Here is a 25,256-nt window from a genome sequence, read left to right as displayed (position 1 = left end):
CTCCCATGGCAAGCCTCGAGCTGCGAAATATCGTCAAGCGCTACAAAAGCCAGACCGTTCTCGACAATCTGTCGCTGACCGTCGCCGACGGCGAAACGCTGGTCCTGTTCGGTCCGTCCGGCGCCGGCAAGACGGTGCTGTTGCGGCTGGTCGCCGGCGTCATCGATCCGGAGGAAGGAAAGATCCTCATTGGCGGCGAGGACATGACCGATGTCGATGCCGAGTTCCGTGGCGTCGGCATGGCCTTCCAGAACTTCGCGCTGTTCCCGCATATGACTGCGTTCGACAATATCGCCACGCCTTTGCAGGCGAAGCACTCATCGCAAGGCACGATAAAGACCGGCGTCGAGAGCGTCGCCAAGCTGTTGAAAATCGGCCATGTGCTCAGCCACAAGCCGCGGGCGCTGTCCAATGGCCAGAAGCAACGCACCGCGCTTGCCCGCGCCCTGGTCGGCTCGCCGCCGCTGCTGCTGCTCGATGATCCCTTGCGCAACGTCGATGCCAAATTGCGCTTCGAAATGCGGCTGGAATTGCCAAGACTGCTGGCGGATCGTGGCGCGACCGTCATCTACGTCACCCAGGACTACAAGGAAGCGATGGCGCTCGGCGACCGCATCGCGGTGATGTCGCAGGGCGTCGTCAAACAGCTCGGCACGCCCGAGCAGATCTATCGCGAGCCGGCCAATGTCGAGATTGCCCGGCTGTTCGGCGACCCGACCATCAACCTTCTGGACGTCAAGCCGGCGCGGGACGCCAAGGGCATCTATGTCGGCCTGTCCAACGTCCAGGTCCATCTTGCCGGCGCTCATGAGGCGGCGGTCGGCCGCGACTGCGTGATCGGTTTGCGGCCGGAGGCGCTGGCGTTTGTCGATGAACGCACGCCCGGCGCCATCCCGGTGACGGTCGAGGCCGAGACGCCGCTCAACGAGAAGATCGTCACGCTGGTGCGCACCGTGCGCGGCCGTGAAATTCTGGTTTCGCGTCCTTCCGGGACACCGGGCCAATCCGAGGGCAAGGTCTACATTGCCGTCGACAGTAAAAGCGCCCTTTTGTTCGATCGCACAAGCGGCGAGCGCATCGGCTCGAAAAACGTCGTCAATTTGCGCAGCGGAGAAGCGGCATGAGCCCGACCGCAATCACCATTTCGGGCGTCGACAAGTTCTACGGTCCGATCGACCGTGGCGTACACGCCGTCAAGAACCTGACGATGGAAATCGCCAAGGGCGAGATCGTGGCGCTGCTCGGCTCGTCCGGCTGCGGCAAGACCTCGACATTGCGCATGATCGCAGGCTTCGAAGAGGTCTCGCGCGGTAGCATCTCGGTTGCCGGCCGCAAGGTGCACACGTTGCCGCCGGTCAGGCGCAACGTCGCAATGGCTTTCGAGGGTTATTCGCTCTACCCGCCGCTGACCGTGCGCGAGAACATGGCCTTCGCCCTCAAGGCCGCCAGGCTGGCGAAGAGTGCGGTCGATGCAAAGGTTGCCAACATCGCCAAGCTGCTCGAGATCGAGGACATTCTCGAGCGCTATCCGAGCTCGATCTCCGGCGGCCAGCAGCAGCGCGCCAGCCTCGGCCGGGCGCTGATCCGCGAGGCCGACCTGCATCTGCTGGACGAGCCGATGGGCCAGCTCGAGCCGCAGCTTCGCGCCGTGCTGCGCGGCCGCATCAAGCATTTCATCAAGGAGCGTGGCCTGACCGCGATTCTGGTCACCCACGACCAGACCGAGGCCAATGCGCTGGCCGATCGCATCGCTGTCATGGAGGGCGGCGTGCTGCAGCAGTTCGATACGCCTGACAGGCTCAAGGAGCGGCCGGCAAACCTGTTCACCGGCACCTTCGTTGGCGAGCCGCCGATGAATGTCTTCGAGGCCTATGTCGGCACGGCTGCCGGCAAGATCAGTCTCAAGCTGCCCGACGGGCTTTCGCTCGACTACGACAAGGATGCGTTCAGCGGCCCGGTTCGCGACGAATTGCTCAACCGGCAGCGCGTCGTCATCGGCGTCAGGCCCTATGCGGTCCGCCGCTCCAAGGATGGTGTGCCGGCGACGGTTTCGGCCAATCAATGGCTCGGCGACCAGACCCATATCGCCGCCGATTTCGCCGGCGGTTCGCTGGTCCTGGTCGAACATGACCGAACTCGCTTGGAGCTTGGCGCGCCGATCAAGATCAGCATCGATCCGAAAAACCTTCACGTCTTCGATCAGGCGAGCGGCAATGCCATTTCGCACGGCACGGAGCTTGCTTGATGCAGGATGTGCTGATCGGCATCGACGCCGGCACGTCTGTCATAAAATCCGTCGCCTTTGACACGGCGGGCAGGCAGATCGCGTCCGCCGCGCTGCCCAATAAATACGAGACACTGCCGGGCGGCGGCGCCGAGCAGGACCTGACACGCACCTGGGCCGATACCGCGACGACCTTGCGCGAGCTTGCCGACAAGGTGCCGGATCTCGCCAGCCGGACCATTGCCATCGCCGTGACTGGGCAGGGCGACGGTACCTGGCTGATCGACAAGGATGGCGAGCCGGTTGCCAAGGGCTGGCTGTGGCTCGACGCGCGCGCTGCCGCGGTCGTCGAGGAGATCCGCGCGCGGCCGGAGGACCGGCTGCGCTTCGAAAAGACCGGCAGCGGGCTCGCTGCCTGCCAGCAGGGATCGCAGTTCGTGTTCATGAAGCGCCACATGCCCGCGATGCTTGCCAATGCAGCGACGGCGTTCCACTGCAAGGACTGGCTCTATTTCAAGTTGACCGGGCACCGCGCCACCGACCCGTCCGAGGGCACCTTCACCTTCGGCGACTTCCGCACGCGCGGCTATTGCGATGATGTGCTCGAGGTACTCGGCGTCACCGATCTCCGGCATCTGTTGCCGCCCATCGTCGATGGCACCAGGCAAAGCACCTCGCTGTCGGTGGCAGCAGCCGATGCGACCGGCCTGCTCGCCGGCACACCGGTCGTTCTGGCCTATGTCGATGTCGCCTGCACGGCGCTCGGCGCCGGCCTGTTCGATCGCGAACGCAAGCCGGGATGCTCGATCATCGGCTCCACCGGAATGCATATGCGGCTTGCCGAAACGCCGGACGAGGTTCTGCTCAACGAGGCTGCAACCGGCTACACGATGACGATGCCGGCACCCGGCGTCTTTGCGCAGATGCAGTCGAACATGGCGGCAACGCTCAATATCGACTGGGTCCTTGGCCTCGCCTCCGGCATTCTCGCCGCGCAAGGTATTACGCGGACCAATGGCGAGATGATCGCGCTGGTCGACCAGTGGATATCGTCGTCCGAGCCAGGCTCGCTGCTCTACCAGCCCTATGTCTCGGAGGCCGGCGAGCGCGGGCCGTTCGTCGATGCCAATGCCAGGGCCGGCTTCATCGGCATTTCGTCCAAGCACGGCTATGCCGACATGGTCCGCGCGGTGTTCGAGGGGCTGGCTTTCGCGGCACGCGATTGCTACGCCGCCATGGGGCCACTGCCCAAGGAAATCCGCCTGACCGGCGGAGCGGCCAGGAGCCCGGCTCTGCGCAAGATCCTGGGTGCTGCGGTCGGCGCCGACATTCGCACCAGCGAGCGCGAGGAGGCCGGTGCTGCGGGCGCCGCAATGATTGCTGCGGTCTGCGTCGGCCAGTACGCATCGATGGACGATTGCGTCAGTGAATGGGTCACGCCTTTGCTCCGTGCGGCCGAGCCCAGCGACCGGAAACTTGCCGGTGCCTATGAGGCGATGGCTCCGTCCTACACATTGGCGCATGAGGCGCTGCGGCCGGTCTGGCGTTCGATGGCCGCGTCCAGGCAAACCGACGTGAATTGAGAAGAGCATGCCCAAGAAAATTGCGATCATCGGCGACCGCTTCATGCTTCCGGAAGTGTTTCGCGAGAAAATCGAGGCGGCCTGCGGCGACAACCTCGACATCCGCAGCATTGAGACCGCTTGGCCCGACGAGCCGATGCAATTCGGCAATGCCGCGCTCGGTCTGGACAAGGTCAAGGAGTATTTCGGCGATCCCGACGAGGTGGTGGATTTCATCGGCGACGCCGAAATCTTCGTCACCCAGCTTGCGCCGCTCTCCGAAAGCATGATGCAGCGCCTGCCCACGCTTAAGCTGGTTGCGGTCTCGCGCGGCGGGCCGATCAACATCGACATGGCCGCCGCCAAGGCCCACGGCATCACCGTGGTCAATGTGCCCGGCCGCAATGCCAGCGCCGTAGCCGAGTTCACCATCGGCGCCATTCTCGCCGAAACGCGGCTGATCCGCGTCGGCCACGAAGCCTTGCGCAAGGGCGAGTGGCGCGGCGATCTCTACCGTGCCGACCGTACCGGCCGCGAGCTCAACGAAATGACCGTCGGCGTCATCGGCTACGGCAATATCGGCACCAGGCTGGTTCGGCTGCTGCGCGCCTTCGGCTGCCGCATCCTGGTCTGCGATCCCTATGTGCAATTGAGCGCCGAGGACCGCAATGCCGGCGTCGAGCTGGTTGCGCTGGACGATCTGCTGTCGCGCTCCGATGTGGTCACGCTGCACTCCCGGGTCACCGAAGAGACGCGCGGTCTGATCGCCAAGGACGCCATCGCCCGGATGAAACCCGGCGTGATCTTCGTCAATACCGCGCGCGGACCGCTGGTCGACTACGATGCGCTCTACGAGGCGCTCGTCTCGGGACACATCGGCAGTGCTATGCTGGAGACGTTCGCCGTCGAGCCGGTGCCTGCCGACTGGCCCTTGCTGCAGCTGCCGAACGTGACGCTGACGCCGCATATCGCCGGCGCGTCGGTACGCACCGTGACCTACGCGGCCGAGCAGGCGGCCGAGGAAGTGCGCCGCTTCATCGCCGGTCTGCCTCCGGTCAATCCATGCTGACGACAGGGCATAGAGCGAGATGAGCGGTGAAACCGAAATCGTCGACCTCTTCGTCATCGGCGGCGGCGTCAATGGCGCCGGCATCGCGCGCGATGCGGCAGGCCGGGGGCTGTCGGTCATTCTTTGCGAAAAAGACGATCTCGCCGAGGGCACCAGTTCGCGATCGGGAAAGCTCGTTCATGGCGGTTTGCGCTATCTCGAATATTACGAGTTCCGCTTGGTGCGGGAGGCGCTGATCGAACGCGAGGTGCTGCTCGAATCCGCGCCGCACATCATCTGGCCGATGCGCTTCGTGCTGCCACACAGCCCCGATGACCGGCCGGCCTGGCTGGTCCGGCTCGGCCTGTTCCTCTACGACCATCTTGGCGGCCGCAAGCGGCTGCCGGCCACGCGTACGCTCGACCTGCGCACCGCGCCCGAAGGCGCGCCGATCAAGGACGCCTTCAAGCGCGGCTTCGAATATTCTGACTGTTGGGTCGATGACGCTCGCCTGGTCGTCATCGACGCGCTCGACGCCGCTGAGCGCGGAGCCAGGATATTCACCCGCACCGCCTGCACAGCCGCCCGTCGCGAACACGGCGTGTGGTCGGTGGAGATGCGCGACGGTCGAACCGGCGTCAGGACCACAGTCCGGGCACGGGCGCTGATCAACGCCGCCGGACCCTGGGTCAACGACGTCATCAACCGCGTCGCCGGCCAGAATTCCAGGCGCAACGTGCGCCTGGTCAAGGGCAGCCACATCGTTGTGCCGAAATTCTGGGAAGGGCGGCAGGCCTATCTCGTTCAGAACAGCGACAAGCGGGTGATCTTCATCAATCCCTATCAGAACGATCTGGCGCTGATCGGCACCACTGACATTCCCTATGAAGGGCGGCCGGAGGACGTGACCGCCGATGCGAGCGAGATCGATTACCTGATCAAGGCAGTCAATCGCTACTTCAAGCGCCAGCTCGCACGCAGCGACGTCGTCTACTCGTTTTCCGGCGTCAGGCCGCTCTATGACGACAATGCCGACAATCCGAGCGCGGTGACCCGCGATTACATATTCGAACTCGACGCACCGGCTGGGCAGGCGCCGCTGCTTTCGGTCTTCGGCGGCAAGATCACCACCTTCCGCAAATTGGCCGAGCACGCGCTCGACCGCATCGCCCCGTTCTTTCCGAAAATGGGCAAGCCGTGGACCTCGAAAGGGCACCTGCCGGGCGGCGATATCGCCAATGCCGATTTCGAGCAGTTTCTGGGCGACCTCGGCCATGAATTTCCCTGGATGCCGGCATCGCTGGTCAAGCATTACGGCAGGCTCTACGGCACAAGGACGCGCGATCTGGTCGGCGCGGCCACCTCGCTCGCCGAACTGGGCCGGCGCTTCGGCAAGGATTTTTTCGAGCGCGAAGCCAATTACCTGTTCGAGCATGAATGGGCCGAGACCGCCGCCGATATCCTCGAACGGCGCACCAAGCACGGCCTGCATCTGTCGGCCGCGGAAAGAACCGCCTTCGAGGACTGGTGCTCGAGCCGGCTGGCAAAGGCCGGCTGATGGCCTTTACGCTTTCGCTCAACACCAATCCGCTGGTCAACCGCTTTGCGGAGCCGGACGACCTGATCGACGCGATCGCCTACGACATCGGCATCAGGGACGTCCAACTCACCCATGAATTCGTCAATCCCGGCTGGCCGGCGGCGACGATCGCCAAATTCGTCCGCCTGTTCCGCTCCGCGCTCAACCGCACCGGTGTGCGCGTGACCTCCGCGATGACCGGCCCTTACGGCAGGCTCAATCATTTCGGCCATCCCGATGCCGACGTGCGGCGCTACTACGTCGACTGGTTCAAGACCTTTTCAGAAGTTTCGGCCGAGCTCGGCGCCGCGGGCATGGGCACGCAATTCGCGATCTTCACCCACCGGGATTACGACAATCCTGAACGTCGCGCGCGGCTTTTCGACATCGCGCTGGAATGCTGGCGCGAGGTCGCCGAGCATGCCAAAGCAGCCGGCTTGACCTACCTGTTCTGGGAGCCGATGTCGGTCGGCCGCGAATTCGGCCATACGATCGAAAGCTGCCGGGCACTGCAGCGCGAGATCGAAGCGGCCGGCATGGCCGTCCCGCTCAAGATGATGGTCGACATCGACCATGGCGACGTGACCTCGAGCAATCCGGCGGACACCGACCCTTATGCCTGGGCCGAAGCCTTTCCCAGGCAATCGCCGATCATCCACGTCAAGCAGTCGTCGATGAACAAGGGCGGCCATTGGCCGTTCACTGCGACCTACAACAACGACGGCCGTATCACGCCGGAAAAGCTCCTTCAGACGGTGCGTCGCGGCGGCGGCGTCGACAACGAGATCTGCCTCGAATTGTCGTTCCGCGAGCGCGAGCCCGTCGACCACCAGGTCATCGCCATGATCCGCGAGTCGGTCGACTACTGGGCACCATTTATCGAGACCGGCAGGGCCGATCTCTTGCCGCGAGCATGATCGGATGAGCAGGAGCTGAGGCAGCTCCTGCTCAGAACCGTCAGCCAAATTTCGGATCGAGGCTTCCGGACTTGTAGCGCTTGGCCATTTCCGACTGCGGCAGCGGCTTGATCTTCGGTGCGTTGCCGGCGGTGCCGAATTGCTCGAAGCGCTCCTTGCACAGCTTCCGCATCGCGGCCATTGCCGGCGTCAGATATTTGCGCGGATCGAATTCGCTCGGGTTCTCGGTCAGCACCTTGCGGATCGCACCGGTCAGCGCCATGCGGTTGTCGGTATCGATGTTGATCTTGCGCACCCCATGCTTGATGCCGCGCTGGATCTCTTCGACCGGCACGCCCCATGTCGGCTTCATCTGGCCGCCATATTTGTTGATGATCTCCTGCAGTTCCTCCGGCACCGAGGACGAGCCGTGCATGACGAGATGCATGTTCGGCAGACGGCGGTGGATTTCCTCGATGACGTTCATGGCCAGCACAGCGCCGTCCGGCTTGCGGCTGAACTTGTAGGCGCCGTGGCTGGTGCCCATGGCGACGGCCAGCGCATCGACACGGGTGTCGCGCACGAATTGTTCGGCCTGCACCGGGTCGGTCAGCAGCTGGTCGTGGCTGATGACGCCCTCGACGCCATGGCCGTCTTCCTGCTCGCCGCCGCCCATCTCCAGCGATCCAAGCACGCCGATCTCGCCTTCCACCGAGACGCCGCCCCAATGCGCCATGTCGACGACGCGGCGGGTGATGCCGGAATTATAGGCGTAGTCGGCCGGCGTCTTGCCGTCTTCCTTCAGCGATCCGTCCATCATCACAGAGGTGAAGCCGTGCTGGATCGCGGTGACGCAGGTCGCTTCGTTGTTGCCATGGTCGAGATGCATGCAGACCGGGATATCGGGATGGATTTCGACCAGCGCGTCGATCAGCTTGGCCAGCACCACATCGTTGGCGTAGGCTCGCGCGCCGCGGCTCGCCTGCAGGATAACCGGCGATTTGGTCTCCTCGGCGGCCTCCATGATGGCGAGACCCTGTTCCATATTGTTCATGTTGAAGGCAGGCACGCCATAGCCGTATTCGGCGGCATGATCGAGCAATTGTCTCAGTGTGATGCGAGCCACTCAGTAGTCTCCCGTATCCGGTTTCGAGCCAGTGTTTGCGGGCCGTTCGGTTGTCGTCGAGCCCCTGATGCTTCTGGCCGGATTTCCGCGGCACCGCAACCGCTGGGCGCTCGGCCGGCAGCAATTCTTGTTACAGGACGCGACCAGAAGCGTCATAATATCCCATAGAGATATAACATTATCACAAAAAATTTGGTGGCTTGTGCGACGTTTGCTGTTATATCTCGGAACCGGATTGCACGAGGAAGCCGCGGAAATGAAGAGCGACGGCCGTCGGCAAGGCATCATGGATTTTCTGATGGACTTCGGCACCGCCAGTGTCGACGATCTTGCCTCACGCTTCGGCGTGTCAAAGATGACTGTCCACCGCGACCTCGACGAGCTCGAGGAAAGCGGCTTCCTGCGCAAGGTGCGCGGCGGCGCCTCGATCCAGCCGAGCAGCCTTTTCGAGAGCGATTTCCGCTACCGCCAGCGGCTGGCCGGCGACGAGAAGAAGCGCATCGCCGCCGCTGCCGTGACGATGATCGAACCGGGTCAGACGGTGATCATCGACGACGGCTCAACCGCGGGCGGCGTTGCTCGGCATCTTGCCGATCTGCGTCCGCTGACGGTGATCTCGAACAATCTGGCTGTCATCCAGGATTTGGCGGGCGTTGCCGGCATCAACCTGATTGCGCTCGGCGGCCAATACAACAAGAAGTTTCACGGCTTCTTCGGCCTGCTCGCCGAGGACACGCTGAAATCATTGCGCGCCGATGTCGCGTTCCTGTCGTCATCGGCCATCCATGGTGCCTCTGCCTTTCACCAGGATCAGGAAGTGGTCCAGACCAAACGGCTGATGATGGCCGCAGCAGCGCGCAAATATCTGCTGGTCGATCATGGGAAATTCGGCCGCACTGCCTTGCACTTCCTGACAGATCTCAAGGCCTTTGACACGGTCTTCACCGGCCGCGAGCCGCAGCCGCAGATGCGCGCCGCGCTGGATGGTGCCGGCGTTTCGCTGACAGTGATCGCAGAATAGGAGGGCACGTATGGTTTATTGGGTCGGCACCAGCTGGAAAATGAACAAGACGCTCGCCGAGGCGATGGCTTTCGCCGAGGCGCTGGCGGAGTTCGTCCCCGGTTTCGACGAGCGCATCCAGCCTTTCGTCATCCCGCCCTTCACGGCGATCCGCGAGGTCAAGAAAGCGCTGTCGCCGACGCGCATCAAGGTCGGCGCGCAGAACATGCATTGGGCCGACGCCGGCGCCTGGACCGGCGAGATCTCGCCGGTCATGCTGAAAGACTGCGGCCTCGACATGGTCGAGCTCGGCCACAGCGAACGGCGCGAGCATTTCGGCGAGACCGACAAGGCTGTCGGTCTGAAGACCGCGGCGGCGGTGAAGCACGGTCTCGTGCCACTCATCTGCGTCGGCGAGACCCTGGCTCAACGCGACAGCGGGCAGGCCGCTGCGGTGCTGGCCTTGCAGGTGCACGGCGCGCTGCAGTTTCTCGAAGGCGCGGCGAAGGCGGCGACGATCCTGTTTGCCTATGAGCCCGTCTGGGCGATCGGCGACAAGGGCGTGCCGGCCAGTTCGGACTATGCCGACAGGCAGCAGGCGCTAATCAAGAAAATCGCACGCGACCTGCTGCCGGTGGTGCCGCCGGTGCTTTATGGCGGCAGCGTCAATCCGCAAAATGCCGCCGAACTGGTCGGCCAGCCCAACATCGACGGCTTGTTCATCGGCCGCTCGGCCTGGCAGGCGGACGGCTATATCGACATCCTCAAGCGCGCCTCGGCGGCGATCTGAATCATCAAACAGGAAGGAAACGGAACATGAAAATTGCCATTGGAGCTGATAGCGCCGGCAAGCCGCTGCTCGACGTCATTGCCGCTCACCTCGCCACCAAGCCCGGCCTCACGGTCAACGACCTCAGCCAGGCGGGCTACTATGCCGACCTGTCGCAGAAGCTCGCCCAGACCATCCTGGACGGCGAGAACGATCGCGGCATCCTGTTTTGCGGCACCGGCATCGGCGTATCCATTTCCGCCAACAAGGTCCGCGGCATTCGCGCCGCACTCACCCACGACACCTATTCGGCAGAGCGCGCCGCGAAATCCAACAACGCCCAGATCATCACCATGGGCGCGCGCGTCATCGGCCCGGAACTGGCCAAGTCGATCGTCGACGCCTGGCTCGCATCGGAATTCGATGAGAAGGGACCATCGGCCGGCAATGTCCAGGCCATCGACAGGCTCGACGCGGCGAAGCGGGGCTAAGCCAGACTGTTCCGCATCGCCCTGATGATCGTCACGGCCGACGCGGCGCCGGGGTCCATATGCCCGAGCGAGCGCTCGCCGAGCCGCGATGAGCGGCCCTTGGCGGCGATCATGTCCTTGGTCGCCTCGGCACCTCGTTCGGCCGCTGCAAGTGCAGCCTCCAGGCTCTCGGACAGGCTCTTGCCGGCTTCCTGCGCGGCACCCGCTGCTTGCGCCGCCGGCAGCCAGGCGTCGACCATGGTCTTTTCGCCGAGCTCGGCCTTGCCGCGATCCTGGATGCCTTGCGCCATCGCCCGGAGCATGGCGATGATGTCAGCGTCCTCCAGAATTGCCTTGCCTTTGACGGCGGCGGCACCGCGCATGAAGGCGGTCGCATAGAGCGGGCCTGACGAGGCGCCGACCGCGTTGAGGAAGGATTTCGCCGCAGTGTTGAGCAGCGCCGTCGGCTCGGTCGCCGCGAGGTCGAGTTGCGCTAGTGCATCGCGCGCAGCACTGAAGCCTAGTGCCATGGCGATGCCATGGTCGGCGTCGCCGATGACGCCGTCGAGTTGGCAGAGCCTGTCCTTGTCGGCGTCGATCGCCGCCGCGATCTCATCGAACATTCTTTTCAAGCCGACTGAATCGATCGAGGTCATGATGCTTTCTCAGCCGGCGCGGAACATGGCGCAGTCGCAAGGATGGTCGAGCATCGCCTGCAACTCGCCGTCGAGATGCATCAGCGTCACCGAGGCGCCGGCCATTTCGAGAGAGGTGCAGTAATTGCCGACCCAGGTCGCGTGGACGGAAACGCCGATCTCGTCGAGCCTCTGCTTGACCCGCCGATTCATGATGTAGAGTTCCATCAGCGGCGTCGAGCCGAGCGAATCGACCAGCACCGCGACCTTGTCGCCGCGCGCCGGCGCCATCTCGTCGAGGATATTGTCCAGCATCTCGTCTGTGATCTCGTCGGCGGTTTTCAATTTTCCGCGCGCGATGCCTGGCTCGCCATGGATGCCCATGCCGATCTCCATCTCGTCCGGTCCGATCTCGAAATTGGGCCGGCGGGTCTGCGGCAACGAGCAGGGCGACAGCGCCACGCCCATGGTGAAGGTGTGATCGTTGGCCTTCCTGGCGATGCGCTCGCACTCGTCGAAAGAGAGCATTCGGTCGCAGGCGGCACCGGCGGCCTTGAAGATGAAGAAATTGCCGGCGACGCCGCGTCGCTTCTGCCTCTGGTCGCGTGGCGCCGAGGCGACATCGTCGGTGGTCAGCACGGTACGCACCTCGATGTCGTCCATTGCCGCCATTTCGGCGGCCATGTCGAAGTTCATCACGTCGCCGGCATAGTTGCCGTACATGAACAGCACGCCGGCGCCACCGCTGGCCGCCTTGGCGCATTCGAGGATCGGGTCCGGCGGCGGCGAGGCGAAGACATTGCCGATCGCGGCCGCGTCAGCCAGCCCCTTGCCGACGAAGCCGAGGAAGGTCGGCTCATGGCCCGAGCCGCCGCCGATGACAAGGCCGACCTTGTCTGGGCGCGGTCCGTCGCGGGCGATAATGGCGCGCGGACTGCCGTCCGCGCTTCTGAGGTGGCGCGGATGCGCGGCCAGAATGCCCTCCAGCATCTCGTCGACGGAGCGATTGCCGTCATTGATGATCTTCTTGGTCTGCACCGGCATCCTCCTGCTTCGTGAGATACTACAGCGCCTTACCGGGATTTCCACCCGGCGGTGGAGGTTTCACGCCGCGATGTGTTCGCGTGCTGCCAGCAGTTGCACGCAGGCACTGGCCGCCTCTTTGCCCTTGACCTTGAAATGCTCGAAGAAGAAGCGGTGATGGTCCGCGCTGTCATGGTAGTTGTGCGGCGTCAGCACCGCCGAAAGCACCGGCACGCCAGTCGACAATTGCACATTCATCATCCCGTCGATGACCGCGCTTGCAACAAACTCGTGCCGGTAGATGCCGCCATTGACGACGAACGCGGCGCCGAGGATAGCGGCATAGCGGCCGGTCACGGCAAGCGTCTTTGCATGCAGGGGAATCTCATAAGCGCCAGGCACATCGAAGACATCGACGGCAAAGCGTTTCTCTCCGAGAACCGCCAGTTCCGCCTCGAATGCTTCAACGCATTGGTCGACGATATCGGCATGCCAACGCGCGCGAATGACGGCAACGCGGATCGTTTCATAGTCGTTGTAGGAATGCTGATTCATGGGTCCATCCTTCCGTTTCGAACCAGAATCAGGACGCACGATACGGAGTCCGAACCGCGAAAGCGGACCGTCTTCCATTTCGTTCTCTTCCATCCGGACTGTGACCGTCGGCTCCGGAATCACACCGGATCTGCTGACCCCTCCGGCTAACCGGAAAGCGCTCGCGGGCTTGGGCCGAGACCCTTACCGCCGGTGGGGACTTTCACCCCGCCCTGAGAACATTGACGGCGTTTGTATGGAAGGGCCGGAAAGCGCTGTCAACCACCGGCGTCGTCATCGATGGCGCAGAAATAGCGATCCGTTTCGACCTGGTCACCGTTGAGGGCGAGGGAGGAGAGCGTCAAATGGCGATCACAGGTAAGGCAGGCAGCACCTTGTCCAAGGTGATGGGAAATTCACGCACTCGCACGCCGGCCGCGTTGTAAACGGCGTTGGCGACAGCAGCCCCCGCACCGCACACGCCGAGCTCGCCGAGACCCTTTGCGCCAAGCGGGTTGGCCTTGTCGTCGTCTTCCTCGAGGAAGGCGACCTCCATATCGGGGACATCGCCATTGACCGGCACATGATACTCGGCAAGATCGTGATTGACGAAGTGGCCGTAGCGCGGGTCGAGCACCGTCTGCTCCATCAGCGCTGCACCGATCCCCCAGGTCATGCCGCCGATGATTTGCGAGCGCGCGGTCTTGGCGTTGAGGATACGGCCCGCGCCGATCACAGCCAGCATCCGGCGCATGCGGATTTCACCGGTATCGCAATCGACAGCGACCTCTGCGAAATGCGCGCCATAGGAATGCTGCGAATAGGTCTTGTATGACTGGGTGGTGGCGCCCGCGGCTACGGAGCCTTCGGCTTCGAGCCCGTCGGGAGAGATCCCTCGGATAAGATCGGCCAGGCTCGCCGATCGCTGGCCGACCCTGACCTCGCCGTCGGCAAAGCTTGCCTCGGTGGCGTTCGCGCCGCGCAACGGCGAGGCTTCGTTCGACTGCGCCGCCTCCAGGATCCGTTCCTTGAGGACGTTGCACGCATTATACAAGGCCGAACCCGCGCTTGCTGCGCCCCAGGACCCGCCGGAGCCGGCGGTACGCGGGAAGCGGCTGTCGCCGAGCTCCACCTTGACGGACGAGATCGGCAGGCCGAGGCTCTCGGCGGCAATCTGGGTCAGGATCGTATAGGTGCCGGTCCCAATATCGGTCATGTCGAGCCGCGCCGTCACCCGACAGTCCCGGTCGATCGCAACCCGCGCCGTCGCCGCGCCGATATAGTTCGGACGGATCGCCGCCGCCATGCCGTGGCCGATAAGCTTGCGGCCCTCCCGAGTTCGGCCCGGTGTCGGGTTTCTCCGCTCCCAGCCGAAACGGCGGGCGCCTTCCTCCATGCAGGCGACGAGATTGCGGGTGGAGAACGGCACGCCGCGCTCGGGATCCTGTGCCGGTTCGTTGCGGATCCTGAGTTCGATCGGGTCCAGACCGGCGCGCTCGGCGAGCTCATCCATGGCGCATTCGAAAGCCAGCATGCCGGGCGCTTCGCCGGGCGAGCGCATCCATTCGCCGCGGTTGATGTCCAGCGGAACCAGGCGATGGCGGGTGAGACGGTTCGGCGCGGCGTAGAGCGAGCGCGCAAAAACTGCCGTTTGTTCGCAGTACTCCTCGAAGCTGGACGTTGCGGACCAGACATCGTGCGCGATCCCGGTGAGCCGCCCGTCAGTGTCCGCGCCGAGACGTACCTGTTGGACCATCTCTGCGCGATGACCGGCATTGGCGAACATCTGTTGTCGCGTCAGCGCGATCTTCACGGGGCGCTGCAGCACCTGCGCTGCAAGTGCGGTCAGGATCGTGTCGGCATGGGCAATCAGCTTGGAACCGAAGCCTCCGCCGATGAAGGGGCTGACGATGCGCACTCGCTCGAGCGGGATGCGAAGCGTGCTGGCGACCCCGGCCCGGAAGTTCGCGAGGGTCTGCGCCGATGTACGGATCGTCAGCTCGTTGCCTGACCAGGCAGCAAGCGTCGCATGCGGCTCCATCGGATTGTGATGTTCGAAGGGGGTCCCGTAAGTGGAATCGATCTTGATCGGCGCCGTCGCAAAGGCGCGCTCGAAGTCGCCGACCACGCTGTCGGTCTCGAAGCCGGCATTGGTCCGCTTTGGCGCGTAGGCGTCGGCGATATGTCCCGGTAGATCGTAGAGGCCCGGCTCCTCGTCGTAGCGTACTCTGATGAGGCCCGCAGCAGCGCGCGCCGCCTCGAACGTCTCCGCAACGACCAGCGCGACCGGCTCGTCGTAATACCGTACCCGATCACTGTTGAGCGCGGGCCGGGGGCGCGTGAAGACCTCCGGCACCGTTGGCGTGACCGTTGGGCCGAAATCCGGCTGGGCCGGCGCATTGCGGTTCGTCATGACGAGCAGCACTGCCGGCGCCCGTTCGGCATCGGCCGTGTCGATCTCGGCGATGCGGCCCTTGGCGACGGAGGCGCCGAGAATGTAGCCATAGGCTGTACCATCCAGCTCATTCTCGTAAGCGTATGTGGCGCCGCCCGTCACTTTGAGCGGACCGTCGATGCGGTCGATCGGCCGCCCGATGATGCCAACATCGGCACGAGGTTTCACCCTTGAATGGGTGGCGGAGCCGGGCAGTCCGGGTATGGTCTCGTTCATAAGTCACCTAAAGATTTTTCATCTGGAGTTCGGAAGCATCGAGGCCGCGACGACGCCGCTTCCTCGCACCTTTATGTTCGTCGCGCGGCGGCCGGAACTCACGCGGCGATCTCGCCGAAATACTCGCGAAACTCGACCAGCCTCCCTGTTGGGCCGGCTCGCATGAAGATCGCATGCAGGCCAGTGTAGGGCGCGCCACTGATTGTCCCGCTCCCGCGATCGCAGACGATGACCCAGTCGGCGGCGAAGAGCTTGAGATCGACGGTCGATTTCGTGATCCTGTTCCCCTGCGCTTGATGCGCGGCGGTCCAGGCTGCGAGTGCCCGCTTGCCTTCCGGCGGTCCGTGTCGGCCTCGTTGCTCGCCGACAGGGAATTGGAAGGTCATCGTCTCATCGCAACAATCAAGGAATGCCGTCCAGTCGCCAGAGGCCCAGCCGGCAAAGAAGGCGTCGACGGCGGCCTCGAGCCCGTGACGAGCTCCCGGATCGGATGCGGCGCCCCAGGCTGTGGCGGCAGAGACGAGAAGGCCGCCACCCGCGGCGGCAACGGCGCGTCGCGTGAGTTTCATATCGATCTCCTGCTCGGCGCCTGCAGCTGGGAACCGCGGTTCGGGGTCGTCGTCTCTGTCATCGTGTCGCCTCATGCACTCTCGGCGGCAGCAGCGAGCGTGTGCCGCATCGTCCGTTTCGCCAGCGGGATCTTGAAATCATTGACGCCATGCCCGACGGCTCCGGCGAGCGCGGCTTCGGCCGCGTCGCTAAAGGCACCGTCGGACGCCGCCGCGCCTGCCAGCGCGCGCTCCGCCTCCGTCGCGCGCCAGGGTTTCGCTGCCACGCCGCCCATGGCGATCCGAGCGCTTCGGATACGGTCGCCGCTTTTCTCGACGATTGCTGCCACCGACACCAGCGCGAAGGCGTAGGAAGCACGGTCGCGCACCTTGCGGTAAGCCTGTCGGCCGGGCGGTGGTGGCGGCAGGGCAACCGCAACGACTATTTCGCCGTGGCCGAGCACGGTCTCCACCTGGGGCGTCGCCTCGGGCAACCGATGGAAATCGCCGATCGGGATCGTGCGGGTCTCGCCGCCGGGCGAGACGGTCTCGATCCTGGCGTCGAGCCCGGACATGGCGACCGCCATGTCAGAAGGATGGACCGCGATGCAGGCTTCGCTCGCGCCGAGTACGGCGTGCATGCGGTTGAAGCCCTGAAGTGCCGCGCAGCCCGAACCCGGCTGGCGCTTGTTGCAGGGCATGTTGCGGTCGTAGAAATAGGGGCAGCGCGTGCGCTGCAGGAGATTGCCGCTGGTCGAGGCCTTGTTGCGTATCTGGCCGGACGCTCCCGCCAGCAGCGCTTGCGTGAGCATCGGGTAGCGCGACCTTACCCGCGGGTCGGCGGCGAGATTGCTATTGCGGACCTGGGCGCCGACCCGAAGCCCGCCTTCCGCCGTCTCCTCGATCCGATCAAGTGGCAGCCGGCTGATGTCGACGAGATGCGCTGGGCGCTCGATCTCGAGCTTCATCAGGTCGAGCAGGTTGGTGCCGCCGCTGATGAACTTGGCGTCCGGCCGGGCCGCAACCGCGGCCGCCGCCTGCTCAGCACTCGTCGCACGTTCATAAGTGAAGGACTGCATTGCTCATGCCTCCTCTGCCGCGTCGCGGATTGCAGCGACAATGTTCGGATAGGCGGCGCAACGGCAGATGTTGCCGCTCATCCGCTCGCGGATCTCGGCATCGGTGAGAGCGACGGAAGCCGCTGCCACGTCGGCGCTCGCATGGCTTGGCCAGCCGGCCCGCGCCTCGCCCAGCATGCCAACCGCCGAGCAGATCTGGCCTGGCGTACAGTAGCCGCACTGGAAACCGTCGCGGGCGACGAAGGCGGCCTGGACCGGATGCAGCCGGTCACCCTCGGCAAGGCCCTCGACCGTGGTGATCTCGTCGCCTTCATGCATTGCGGCAAGCGTCAGGCAGGAATTGATCCGGCGCCCATCGACGAGCACCGTGCATGCGCCGCACTGGCCGTGGTCGCAGCCCTTCTTCGAGCCGGTGAGGCCGAGATGGTTGCGCAGGGCGTCGAGCAGCGTCGTCCGCGGGTCGAGCTCGATGGCAAGATCCTTCGCGTTGATCCGTAACGACATCGTCATCGTCGGTAGCGGTGAGGACGACGCAGCCGCCGTGACGGTCTCGGCCGGCTCGGCGTCAACCGGTAGTCCGGTAGCCAGGAGCACCCCGGTCGCAACACCGCCTTCCAATACCATCCGACGCGTCGGCCCGCTCCTGTTGTCCGTTTTGGCCATCATGATCTCCCAGCCGCAATGAAGCGCAGACGGCAACTTGACCCGAGCGAACCCTCGGGTTCTGTCACCCAACGACACTGGAGGTGGGAGTGCGGGCGGCGGCTTTCTTTCAAGAAACCGGCGGCACTATCAGGATTCTGGAGAAGAATTCACCCGATAGGCACGAGGCGTCATGCCCCTCAGACGTCGGAAGGTCGTGGTGAAGTGGCTCTGGCTTGAGAAGCCGAGCCGAAAGGCAATGACACCGATCGACAAACCCGTTTCGCGCAGCAGCGCCTCCGCTCGCCGCACCCGTTCCTCGATCACATAGGCGTAGGGTGCAAGGCCGGTCGTCGCCTTGAAGCGACGCGCAAAACTGTCGACGGCCATGCCCGCGGCGGCTGCCAGCTCGCTTAGCGAAATGTCGGAATTCATATGCGCATCGATGTAATCCCGAACGCGACCAAGTGCCCGGCGGCTGAGACAGCCGTGACGTACAAACCGCGGTTGCTCCCGGCTCAGGTTGGCCACGCGGAGACTGACGAGGGCGACCAGATGCTCGACATAGGCAGTGTCTGGCTTGTGGCCGAGTGCCATCTCGTCACGAAGCGAACTCAAGAGCGTGGCGACGACCGCGTCTTTCTTGTTTACCAGTATAGGCAGGTTCCTCAGGCGTTCGCATCCGGGAAGCCCGATATCGGGATCGATCCACAGGGCTGAATAGGAGAGGTTTACATCGCGATAGAAGCCCTGTCGTTCCGCGCCTGCCGGGACGAAGGTGAGGGCTCCGGGACGGTCCATTCCGTCGTAAAGGGATCGTGCCTCGTGCCGGATGGATGTATGGGACGTGCCGCCTTCTTCGGTCAGCACGATCAGATGATGAGGGGCTGTCCAGCGGAGCTCCGCCTCCCGGCACGCCCACCGCCGGTTGTCGAAGACGATCGAGGAGCTGACCCATGACGCGGTTTGCAGGGGCTCCGACTTCTCGTCCTGGCTCCGAACCCGTCCGTCACCAAGCAACGGTCTGAATGACATCGCGGTATCCCGCTGGTTCACTCGCCGAGCCGTGGGCAACCCCGGCTTCGAGCGTTGGGCGCCGCCCCGCCGCTACGCATACGGCCGTCCATGTGGGACAGGCAACGGGCGTTTTTAACCGTGCCGCGTTCAAGAAATCGTGAGATCAGGCAAATCCGGAGCGCCCTCTCGGCAAAGCGGATCATCCGCGCTCGGGAAACATCGCCCTCAGGCCTTCGCGCGAGGCCGTAGCGACACCGCGTTCGGTGATCAAGCCGGTGACCAGCCGCGCCGGCGTCACGTCGAAGGCCGGATTGGCCGCCGGCGTGGCTTCCGGCGATACGCGGACCTGGGCGATCTCGCCGGAAGCGGTCTTGCCCCAGACCAGTGAGACCTCGTCGGGCGAGCGCTGTTCGATCGGGATGTCGGCCAGCCCGTCGCCCACAGTCCAGTCGATCGTCGGCGACGGCAGCGCGACATAGAACGGCACGTCGTTGTCGTCGGCGGCAAGCGCCTTGAGATAGGTACCGATCTTATTGCAGACATCGCCGTCGGCGGTGGTCCTGTCGGTGCCGACGACGACCATATCGATCTGGCCGCGCTGCATCAGATGGCCGCCGGCATTGTCGACGATCAGCGTATGCGGCACGCCGTGGCCGGCCATCTCCCAGGCGGTCAATTGGGCACCCTGGTTGCGGGGTCGTGTTTCGTCGACATAGACATGGACTGGAATGCCGGCTTCCGTCGCCAGATAGATCGGCGCGGTGGCGGTGCCGTAGTCGACCGTGGCCAGCCACCCGGCGTTGCAGTGGGTCAGGATATTGACCGGTTCGCCCGGCTGCTTGCGCGCCGCGATCGCCTTGATGATTTCGAGCCCATGGGCGCCGATGGCGCGGTTGAGGCCGACATCCTCGTCGGCGATCTCGCCGGCACGCCGATAGGCAGCCGCGGCACGTTCTGCCAGGGGAAGCGTCAGCAGGAAGCGTTGCATTTCGTTCAGCGCCCAGCGCAAATTGATCGCCGTCGGGCGCGTTTCGTGCAAGGTTGCCCAGACGGCGTCGAGTGCTGCATCCGACGGATCGTCGGCCATCTGCATGGCGACGCCATAGGCCGCGGTGACGCCGATCAGCGGCGCCCCGCGCACCCACATGTCGCGGATTGCCGTGGCGATGCCGGCGACGGAATCGATCTTTTCGATGCGGAAATCATGCGGCAGCCAGCGCTGGTCGATGATCTCCACCGAACGCCCGTCGTCACTCGGCCAGATGGTGCGGTAGTGGCGGTCGCCGACGTTCAAATCCTGCTCTCCCGTTCGATCAGCGCGGCCAACCGGTTGACCTCGTCGATGCTGTGGATCTGGCGCCGGTTGACGGCGAGGTGACGGCCGAATTTCAGCGCCTTTGCCTCACATCTGGCGCGCAGATCCGGATCGGCAATGGTCTCGAAATCGGCATTGTGGGCAAGGCCGAGAATTCGCCGGTGAACCTCGACGCCGGCAAAGCCGAGCAGATCGGTCCAGATCGAATGCAGCATGTGGTCTAGCGCCTGCTCGGCGCCAAGCCTGTCGCCCTGATCTTCGAACAGGCTCTTCTGGTAGAGCATGCCGGTACGCTCGGTTCGCCACAGATGCGAGAACTCGGCGCGAAACACCGACCATGTCTCGACCGTAACGCCGAGCAGATAGTCACGCATGGCGTCGCGGCTTCCGTCCTGTTCATGGCCGCGCTGCGAGAAGAACGCCATCCAGAAATTGGCGAGCAGCATGCCGACGTCGAAGGCGATCGGCCCGTAGAAGGCGAATTCGGGGTCGATCATCCTCGTTTCGATGTCGGTGACCATGATCGAGCCGGAATGCAGGTCGCCATGCAGCAGCGTCTCGGCATTGGCAGCGAAGATGTGCTTCATGCGCTGCGCCTCGACCTTGAGGTCGCGGTCGGCGCGCAGCTCGGCGACAATGCCATCGAGCTGCGGGCTGGTGTGCTGGTTCATCTTGGCATCGAAATACGGATCCGAGAAAACCAGGTTCTCGGTGATGTCGCAGAGTTCGACATTGTCGGCGAACAGTGCCAGATCGGCCTTGCGGTCCTTGGTCGCCATATGCAGGTCGGAGCCGCGAAACAACGTGCGGGCCATGAACAAGCCGATGTCTGTCGCGATGTTGGGCAATTGCCGGCCTTCGATCAGCGCCCGCCGCAGGATAATGTGCGGCGACAGATACTCCATGATGATCAGCGCCTGGCCTTCGTCGAAGTGATAGATATCGGGCACCGAACCCGGCGCCCGCGCCTGTTGCCGCGTCAGCGCATGGTATTCGAAGAAGGAGCGTTTTAGCGGCAGCGGCCAGCTGTCGCCGACCAGCCGGACGTAGGGCAGGGCCTGCTTGACGACGGCCGCACCCTCAGCACCCTCGACGATGAACACCAGGTTCAGATTGCCATCGCCGACTTCACGAACCTTCCACTGGCTCGTATCCTTGCCGATCTGCGAACACAGGGGCTCGTTGGCACCGAGACGGCCCGCCAGTGTCTCGACCGACAGTGCTTCGAACGGCGATTTCCCAGTCATCCTCACCTCCCGCTCATGTGCTCCGATGATAGCGGAGCCAACGCGGTCGGGCCAAGCTAGGAAGCCTGCTGGCAATTGTCAATCGTGTTGACAATTGCCGATATAGCCCATAGCGTCATGGTCAGGGAGGAACGAATGGGCAATGATGCCGTGTTCCGCGTCGACGGCCTGAGGAAATCCTTTGGCCATATCGAGGTGCTTGGCGGCGTCTCGCTCGAATTGCATGCCGGCGAAGTGACCGTGCTGATGGGCGCCAACGGCGCCGGCAAATCCACCCTCGTCAAGATCATCAGTGGCGTCTACGACCATGGCGGCGGCTCGATGTCGCTTGCCGGTCATGAGTTCGACCCGAAAACGCCGGCGGAGGCGATCCGCGCCGGCGTCGTCACCGTCCACCAGAACATTAATGACGGTGTCGTCGCCGACCTCGACGTCGCCACCAATCTTACCCTCGACAGGTTGAGCGGCAGCGGCGTGCCGACCCTGTTCAATCCAGGCCGGGTGCGTCGCGAGGCAAAGGCGGTGGCCGACCGCATGGGACTGGCCATCGACCTCAAGGCCCGGATCAGCGATCTCTCTCTGGCCGACCGCCAGATGGTGGCGATCGCCCGCGCCATGGCGCACCGGCCGAAAGTGCTGATCCTCGACGAGCCGACTTCCTCGCTGTCCAGCGCCGAGGCCGACCGGCTGTTCGCATTGCTCGACCGGCTTCGCCAGCAAGGCGTGGCCATCCTCTACATTTCGCACCGTATGTCTGACATCAGGCGGCTTGCCGATCGCATCATTTCGATGCGCGATGGGGTCATCTCAGGCATCTTCGACAAGAAGCCGCTGGATTACGAAGGTGCGGTCAACGCCATGCTCGGCCGCAAGATCCAGCTCGAGCGGATCGTCGCCAGGAATTCGGCCAAAGCAATTTTTGCCACGGACGGGTTGCGGGTTGCAGAAGGCGCCCGGCCGATTTCGCTGACCCTCGGCGACGGCGAGGTCGTTGCCATCACCGGCCTCGTCGGCGTCGGCAAGACCGCGCTCGCCGAGACGCTGTTCGGCCTGCGCCAGCCGCTGGGCGGGACCATGATGCTGAACGGGAAACCCTATGCGCCGGCATCGACCGGCGAAGCGATTGCCGCCGGTGTGTTTCTCGTCGCCAAGGACCGGGGCGAAAACGGCATCGTCGGCGACTTCAACGTCCAGGAGAATATCAGCCTGCCGTTCCACAGGCGCATGTCGCGTCTCGGCGTCCTCAAGCGCCGTATCGAACGCGCCATTGCTCGCCAGCAGATCCAGGAGTTGGGCATCGTCTGTCGCTCCGAGAGGGACGAGATGGCGTCGCTTTCCGGTGGCAATCAGCAGAAGGTGATGGTCGCCCGCTGGATGTCGCAGGCGGCAAGGCTTTTCATCCTCGACGAGCCGTTTCAAGGTGTGGACATCTCGGCCAGACGCGATATCGCCGCCAAGCTGCGGACCAGCGCCCACGGCCGCGCGACGCTGCTGTTCGTCACCGAACTCGACGAAGCCCTGGAGACGGCCGATCGCATCCTGGTGATGTCGGAGCAGACGATCGTCGGCGAGCACCGCAATACCGATGTCGATCTCGAGCGTCTGCTGGCCGAAGTGGCGGGCGGGCCTTTGCACAGCGCAGCCTGAGAGCGGGAAGACGATGAGAATTGGAATGGAGAGGGCATGAATTCGGGTCGGATAAAGACGGTGCCAGCGTGCGGGAGCGCTGAATGATCCTGCGCGACAATGCTATTCGCTACGGCTTCATCGTTCTGTTGTTCGGGCTGATCGCCTATTTCGCTGTTGCCGCCGATGGTTTCGTCTCGCCGCAAAGCGCCGTCTTCATCTTCCAGTCGGTCGCCATCACCGGTGTTCTGGCGCTCGGCGTCACCGCCACGCTGGTCGTCGGCGGCTTCGACCTGTCGATCGGCTCTGTCGCCACCAGCGCCATGATGGCGGCTGCCTATGTCATGGTGGTGCTGGGGCAGAACGCCGTCGTGGCGGTCGTCGTCTGTCTTGTGATCGGCGCCGTCGTCGGCCTGATCAATGGCTGGCTGATCGTCTATATGCGGGTTCCGGACCTTTTGGCGACGCTCGGCATGATGTTCCTGCTTGTCGGCCTGCAGCGCATACCGACCGAGGGCCGTTCGATCGCCACTGGCATGACCATGCCCGACGGCTCGGTCGCCAACGGCAGTTTCGGCGCCGCGTTCCTGGCGCTTGGCCGCCATCGCTTCGATTTCTTCATCCCGAACCTCATTCCGGTGTCGGTCGTCGTCCTGCTCGTGCTGGCGGTGCTGATCTGGTTCTTTCTCGAATACACGCGTTTCGGGCGCATGATGTATGCGGTCGGCAGCAACGAACGCGCCGCAGAACTCGCCGGCGCGCCTGTCAAGGCATACAAAATCTGGGCCTATGTGATTTCGGGAGTTTTTGCCTCGATCGGCGGCATTTTGCTCGCTGCCCGGCTTGGACGCGGCGACATCGCCTCGGGTAATAATCTGTTGCTCGACGCGGTGGCTGCGGCACTCATCGGTTACGCGGTTCTCGGCGCCGCCAAGCCGAACGCCTTCGGCACGGCTGTCGGCGCGGTGTTTGTCGGCGTGCTGTTGCAGGGCCTGACGATGATGAACGCGCCTTACTACACGCAGGATTTCGTCAAGGGCGTGGTTCTCGTGGTCGCCCTTGTCTTTACCTTCGCCCTTTCCGGCAGGGGCAGGAGATAGGGGTTCGACCGGGTCACATTTTGGGTTCAACAAGTGGAGGAAACGACGTGAACATCACAAGAAGGCTTTTAGGGAAGGCAGCGCTCGGGCTTGCCGGCGCAACATTGCTTATGCAGTTGCCGGCGATGGCGCAGGACAGGCCGGCGCCGTTCGACAAGCCGGGCGCCGTCAAGATAGCGCTGGTCCGCTATCTCTCGACTGGCGACTTCTTCCAGGCGTATCTGTCCGGCGTCGAGGCGCAGGCCAAGGCACTCGGTGTCGACCTGCGCGTGCTCGACAGCCGCCAGGACGCGGCGCTTCAGGCGGACATGGTCGACCAGGCCATCGCGCTCGGCGTCCAGGGCATCATCATCCAGCACGGCCTGACGGAATCGATGAAGGACGCCGCCCAGCGCGCGGTCGAGGCCGGCATCAAGGTCGTCGCCTTCGACGTCAATGTCGAAAACCCCAAGATCCCGCAGATCGAGCAATCCGACCGCGACCTCGCGCGCCTGGCGCTCGAACAGGCGGTCAAGGACAATGGCGAGAGCTGGAAGGCCGGCTATGTCTATGTCGCCGGCATCGCGCCGCTCGACCGCCGCAACGAGACCTGGGTCGAATTCAAGAAGAAATATTCGGGCATCAACGAAGCCGCCATGTTCGGCACGCTCGACAATCCGATCGCCAATTCGGTCGCCAACCAGGCCCGTTCGGTGCTATCGGCCCACCCCGACATCAAGGTGATGTTCGCGCCCTATGACGAATTCGCCAAGGGCGTGAAGATCGCGGTCGACGAAGCCGGACTGAACAAGGACATCAAGATCTATTCGGCCGACATCTCGACCTCGGACATCGCCGCGATGCGCGAGCCGGACAGCGCCTGGGCGGCAACCGCCGCCACCAACCCGGCCGTCGTCGGCCAGGTCTCGGTGCGTGCGCTGGCGCAGCTGTTGGCCGGTGAAGATCCCGGCCACAACGTCATTGTACCGCCGACGCTGATCACCCAGAAGGACCTCGTCGACAAGGACATCAAGAACATGGAAGACCTCTCGGCCAAGCTGCCGCAATTCGCCCATGCCGACGTCGCGATGCCGGCCTGGATGCCGAACCCGAACGCGAAGTAGTCTTTCGCTATAGGCAAAGGAAAAGAGCGGCTCGCGGGCCGC

General features: G+C 64.0%; 23 protein-coding genes and 1 riboswitch. Of the genes, 12 read left to right on the top strand and 11 right to left on the bottom strand.

Translation table 11 applies throughout. The features are described 5' to 3' along the window. The first annotated feature begins 5 nt into the window (after nucleotides 1-5). The 6 genes from NKI29_RS10235 to NKI29_RS10210 are packed head-to-tail and all read left to right on the top strand — an operon-like array spanning nucleotide 6 to nucleotide 7,330. A complete protein-coding gene (locus tag NKI29_RS10235) occupies nucleotides 6-1,124 on the top strand; it encodes an ABC transporter ATP-binding protein (protein ID WP_352796135.1) in 1,119 nt (372 codons plus the stop codon). After that, the gene (locus NKI29_RS10230) at nucleotides 1,121-2,245 is read left to right on the top strand and encodes an ABC transporter ATP-binding protein (protein WP_352680414.1); all 1,125 of its coding nucleotides are present in this window, start codon (nucleotides 1,121-1,123) and stop codon (nucleotides 2,243-2,245) included. Before NKI29_RS10235 ends, NKI29_RS10230 begins: the two co-directional genes overlap by 4 nt. Continuing rightward, on the top strand, nucleotides 2,245-3,807 hold the full coding sequence (locus tag NKI29_RS10225) for an FGGY-family carbohydrate kinase (RefSeq protein ID WP_352796132.1): 1,563 nt from the start codon (nucleotides 2,245-2,247) through the stop codon (nucleotides 3,805-3,807). Before NKI29_RS10230 ends, NKI29_RS10225 begins: the two co-directional genes overlap by 1 nt. A gap of 7 nt (nucleotides 3,808-3,814) precedes the next feature. Next, entirely contained in the window at nucleotides 3,815-4,855 is a 1,041-nt protein-coding gene (locus tag NKI29_RS10220) for a 2-hydroxyacid dehydrogenase (RefSeq protein WP_352796129.1), read from the top strand. Nucleotides 4,856-4,874: 19 nt separating this feature from the next. Continuing rightward, complete coding sequence (locus NKI29_RS10215) at nucleotides 4,875-6,392, top strand: glycerol-3-phosphate dehydrogenase (protein WP_352796127.1); 1,518 nt, start codon at nucleotides 4,875-4,877, stop codon at nucleotides 6,390-6,392. After that, nucleotides 6,392-7,330: a sugar phosphate isomerase/epimerase family protein gene (locus NKI29_RS10210; RefSeq protein ID WP_352575682.1), complete on the top strand. Its 939-nt coding sequence runs from the start codon at nucleotides 6,392-6,394 to the stop codon at nucleotides 7,328-7,330. Before NKI29_RS10215 ends, NKI29_RS10210 begins: the two co-directional genes overlap by 1 nt. Before the next feature lie 40 nt (nucleotides 7,331-7,370). On the opposite strand, the gene fba is transcribed toward NKI29_RS10210, so the two are convergent. After that, nucleotides 7,371-8,435: a class II fructose-bisphosphate aldolase gene (fba, locus tag NKI29_RS10205; RefSeq protein ID WP_352575570.1), complete on the bottom strand. Its 1,065-nt coding sequence runs from the start codon at nucleotides 8,433-8,435 to the stop codon at nucleotides 7,371-7,373. A 256-nt stretch (nucleotides 8,436-8,691) separates the two neighbouring features. On the opposite strand from fba, the gene NKI29_RS10200 reads away from it, so the two are divergent. From NKI29_RS10200 to derI, 3 genes are read left to right on the top strand one after another with little or no spacing between them, the layout of a single operon-like run. Next, complete coding sequence (locus NKI29_RS10200; protein WP_352796124.1) at nucleotides 8,692-9,456, top strand: DeoR/GlpR family DNA-binding transcription regulator; 765 nt, start codon at nucleotides 8,692-8,694, stop codon at nucleotides 9,454-9,456. Between the two features lie 10 nt (nucleotides 9,457-9,466). Continuing rightward, nucleotides 9,467-10,225 carry a triose-phosphate isomerase gene (locus tag NKI29_RS10195; RefSeq protein ID WP_352796121.1) on the top strand — a complete coding sequence of 253 codons (759 nt, stop codon included), beginning with the start codon at nucleotides 9,467-9,469 and terminating at the stop codon, nucleotides 10,223-10,225. 26 nt (nucleotides 10,226-10,251) lie between these two features. After that, nucleotides 10,252-10,695, top strand: a complete 444-nt coding sequence (derI, locus tag NKI29_RS10190) for a D-erythrulose-4-phosphate isomerase (RefSeq protein ID WP_352796119.1) — start codon at nucleotides 10,252-10,254, stop codon at nucleotides 10,693-10,695. On the opposite strand, the gene dhaL is transcribed toward derI, so the two are convergent. The 10 genes from dhaL to mtnK form a co-directional block, all read right to left on the bottom strand. Beyond that, a complete protein-coding gene (dhaL, locus tag NKI29_RS10185) occupies nucleotides 10,692-11,330 on the bottom strand; it encodes a dihydroxyacetone kinase subunit DhaL (protein WP_023676014.1) in 639 nt (212 codons plus the stop codon). The genes derI and dhaL overlap by 4 nt on opposite strands. 9 nt (nucleotides 11,331-11,339) lie before the next feature. Next, nucleotides 11,340-12,347 (bottom strand): dihydroxyacetone kinase subunit DhaK, encoded by a 1,008-nt coding sequence (locus NKI29_RS10180; protein WP_023676013.1) that lies wholly within the window; start codon nucleotides 12,345-12,347, stop codon nucleotides 11,340-11,342. Nucleotides 12,348-12,413: 66 nt separating this feature from the next. Then, nucleotides 12,414-12,887, bottom strand: a complete 474-nt coding sequence (locus NKI29_RS10175) for a 6,7-dimethyl-8-ribityllumazine synthase (RefSeq protein ID WP_352796117.1) — start codon at nucleotides 12,885-12,887, stop codon at nucleotides 12,414-12,416. Nucleotides 12,888-12,964: 77 nt separating this feature from the next. Beyond that, nucleotides 12,965-13,111: riboswitch (FMN riboswitch) on the bottom strand. Between the two features lie 116 nt (nucleotides 13,112-13,227). Continuing rightward, entirely contained in the window at nucleotides 13,228-15,537 is a 2,310-nt protein-coding gene (locus NKI29_RS10170) for a xanthine dehydrogenase family protein molybdopterin-binding subunit (RefSeq protein ID WP_352796114.1), read from the bottom strand. 98 nt (nucleotides 15,538-15,635) lie between these two features. Then, nucleotides 15,636-16,106, bottom strand: coding sequence for a nuclear transport factor 2 family protein (locus tag NKI29_RS10165; RefSeq protein WP_352569349.1), 471 nt, complete (start codon nucleotides 16,104-16,106; stop codon nucleotides 15,636-15,638). 71 nt (nucleotides 16,107-16,177) lie between these two features. Beyond that, a complete protein-coding gene (locus NKI29_RS10160) occupies nucleotides 16,178-17,164 on the bottom strand; it encodes an FAD binding domain-containing protein (protein ID WP_352569350.1) in 987 nt (328 codons plus the stop codon). Between the two features lie 3 nt (nucleotides 17,165-17,167). After that, nucleotides 17,168-17,827, bottom strand: a complete 660-nt coding sequence (locus tag NKI29_RS10155; protein WP_352453241.1) for a 2Fe-2S iron-sulfur cluster-binding protein — start codon at nucleotides 17,825-17,827, stop codon at nucleotides 17,168-17,170. 129 nt (nucleotides 17,828-17,956) lie between these two features. After that, on the bottom strand, nucleotides 17,957-18,841 hold the full coding sequence (locus NKI29_RS10150; RefSeq protein ID WP_031211585.1) for a helix-turn-helix domain-containing protein: 885 nt from the start codon (nucleotides 18,839-18,841) through the stop codon (nucleotides 17,957-17,959). A gap of 181 nt (nucleotides 18,842-19,022) precedes the next feature. Further along, entirely contained in the window at nucleotides 19,023-20,117 is a 1,095-nt protein-coding gene (mtnA, locus tag NKI29_RS10145) for an S-methyl-5-thioribose-1-phosphate isomerase (RefSeq protein WP_352569351.1), read from the bottom strand. Beyond that, on the bottom strand, nucleotides 20,114-21,385 hold the full coding sequence (gene mtnK, locus NKI29_RS10140; protein WP_023676005.1) for an S-methyl-5-thioribose kinase: 1,272 nt from the start codon (nucleotides 21,383-21,385) through the stop codon (nucleotides 20,114-20,116). The genes mtnA and mtnK overlap by 4 nt, the downstream gene beginning before the upstream one ends. A gap of 135 nt (nucleotides 21,386-21,520) precedes the next feature. On the opposite strand from mtnK, the gene NKI29_RS10135 reads away from it, so the two are divergent. From NKI29_RS10135 to NKI29_RS10125, 3 genes are all read left to right on the top strand, one after another. Further along, entirely contained in the window at nucleotides 21,521-23,032 is a 1,512-nt protein-coding gene (locus tag NKI29_RS10135) for a sugar ABC transporter ATP-binding protein (RefSeq protein WP_023676004.1), read from the top strand. Nucleotides 23,033-23,115: 83 nt separating this feature from the next. After that, a complete protein-coding gene (locus NKI29_RS10130) occupies nucleotides 23,116-24,111 on the top strand; it encodes an ABC transporter permease (protein WP_023676003.1) in 996 nt (331 codons plus the stop codon). A gap of 47 nt (nucleotides 24,112-24,158) precedes the next feature. Then, nucleotides 24,159-25,214, top strand: coding sequence for a substrate-binding domain-containing protein (locus tag NKI29_RS10125; protein WP_023676002.1), 1,056 nt, complete (start codon nucleotides 24,159-24,161; stop codon nucleotides 25,212-25,214). Nucleotides 25,215-25,256 lie beyond the last annotated feature (42 nt).

Origin of the sequence: Mesorhizobium sp. M0678, from assembly GCF_040320505.1 — a bacterium.
GTDB lineage: Bacteria > Pseudomonadota > Alphaproteobacteria > Rhizobiales > Rhizobiaceae > Mesorhizobium.
This window is presented reverse-complemented; position numbering and strand designations above follow the sequence as displayed.